We start from the raw sequence: 2,121 nt of genomic DNA, 5'->3' as shown, positions 1-2,121 counted from the left end.
AATCATTGGATCTGCAACTTTTCGAGTTGTGGTTTCTTAAACTCATGTGATTTTCAAGTTTTTAAGAGCAAACGGTGAATGCCTTGGCATCTGGAGCCGAAGAAGGACGTCGTAATCTGCGATAAGCCTCGGGGAGCTGATAAACGAGCTGTGATCCGAGGATTTCCGAATGGGGAAACCCCGCCAGGCCCCTTGTGGTGACCTGGTGACTCCCGCCTGAATATATAGGGCGGGTAGAGGGAACGTGGGGAAGTGAAACATCTCAGTACCCACAGGAAGAGAAAACAACAGTGATTCCGTCAGTAGTGGCGAGCGAACGCGGAAGAGGCTAAACCGAATCATGTGTGATACCCGGCAGGGGTTGCATGGTCGGGGTTGTGGGACTTTTCGTTGTGTTCTGCCGAGCACTGAACGTTACAGCGCATCATAGACGAACAGGTTTGAATGCCTGGCCAGAGCGGGTGCGAGCCCCGTAGTCGAAATGGTGTTATGGCGTGAAGAGTATCCCAAGTAGCACGGGGCCCGAGAAATCCCGTGTGAATCTGTCAGGACCACCTGATAAGCCTAAATACTCCCAGATGACCGATAGCGGACAAGTACCGTGAGGGAAAGGTGAAAAGTACCCCGGGAGGGGAGTGAAATAGTACCTGAAACCGTTTGCTTACAAACCGTCGGAGCTCCCATGTTGGGGTGACGGCGTGCCTTTTGAAGAATGAGCCTGCGAGTTAGTGCTCTGTGGCGAGGTTAACCCGTGTGGGGCAGCCGTAGCGAAAGCGAGTCCGAATAGGGCGATTCAGTCGCAGGGTCTAGACCCGAAGCGAAGTGATCTATCCATGGCCAGGTTGAAGCGACGGTAAGACGTCGTGGAGGACCGAACCCACTTCAGTTGAAAATGGAGGGGATGAGCTGTGGATAGGGGTGAAAGGCCAATCAAACTTCGTGATAGCTGGTTCTCTCCGAAATGCATTTAGGTGCAGCGTTGCGTGTTTCTTGCCGGAGGTAGAGCTACTGGATGGCCGATGGGGCCCAAAAGCTTACTGACGTCAGCCAAACTCCGAATGCCGGTAAGTGAGAGCGCAGCAGTGAGACTGTGGGGGATAAGCTTCATAGTCGAGAGGGAAACAACCCAGACCACCAACTAAGGTCCCTAAGCGCGTGCTAAGTGGGAAAGGATGTGGAGTTGCACAGACAACCAGGAGGTTGGCTTAGAAGCAGCCACCCTTGAAAGAGTGCGTAATAGCTCACTGGTCAAGTGATTCCGCGCCGACAATGTAACGGGGCTCAAGCACGCCACCGAAGTTGTGGCATTGACATTAGTGGTAGGCCTTCGTGGTCCAGCCGTGTTGATGGGTAGGAGAGCGTCGTGTGGCGAGTGAAGCGGCGGTGTGAACCAGCCGTGGACGCCACACGAGTGAGAATGCAGGCATGAGTAGCGAAAGACGGGTGAGAAACCCGTCCTCCGGAAGACCAAGGGTTCCAGGGTCAAGCTAATCTTCCCTGGGTAAGTCGGGACCTAAGGCGAGGCCGACAGGCGTAGTCGATGGACAACGGGTTGATATTCCCGTACCGGCGAAGAACCGCCCAAGACAATCCAGTAGTGCTAAGTATCTGAATCCCTTTGATGGATCCCTTCGGGGTGAAGCGTTGGGCCTAGCGTACGACCCCGTGCTGGTGCGTTTAGCGTATTAACAGGTGTGACGCAGGAAGGTAGCCGAGCCGGGCGATGGTTGTCCCGGTCTAAGGATGTAGGGCGAACGATAGGCAAATCCGTCGTTCATATAGCCTGAGATCTGATGGGTAGACGCAAGTCGAAATCGGTGATCCTATGCTGCCAAGAAAAGCATCGACGCGAGGTTCTAGCTGCCCGTACCCCAAACCGACTCAGGTGGTCAGGTAGAGAATACTAAGGAGATCGAGAGAATCGTGGTTAAGGAACTCGGCAAAATGCCCCCGTAACTTCGGGAGAAGGGGGGCCTGAGGCGTGAACGGACTTGCTCCGGGAGCGTTCGATGGCCGCAGAGACCAGTGGGAAGCGACTGTTTACTAAAAACACAGGTCCGTGCTAAGTCGCAAGACGATGTATACGGACTGACGCCTGCCCGGTGCTGGAAGGTTAAGAGG

General features: G+C 54.4%; 1 rRNA gene (running past one end of the window). It reads left to right on the top strand.

Annotated elements, in window-relative coordinates:
- The first annotated feature begins 51 nt into the window (after positions 1-51).
- Positions 52-2,121, top strand: a 23S ribosomal RNA gene (locus MT351_RS19770) (it continues 1,145 nt past the right edge of the window).

Origin of the sequence: Rathayibacter sp. VKM Ac-2926 (genome assembly GCF_022815565.1) — a bacterium.
Taxonomy (GTDB): Bacteria; Actinomycetota; Actinomycetes; order Actinomycetales; family Microbacteriaceae; genus Rathayibacter; species Rathayibacter festucae.
Note: the sequence above shows the minus strand (reverse complement) of the source record. Positions and strands in the feature narration are given on the sequence as shown.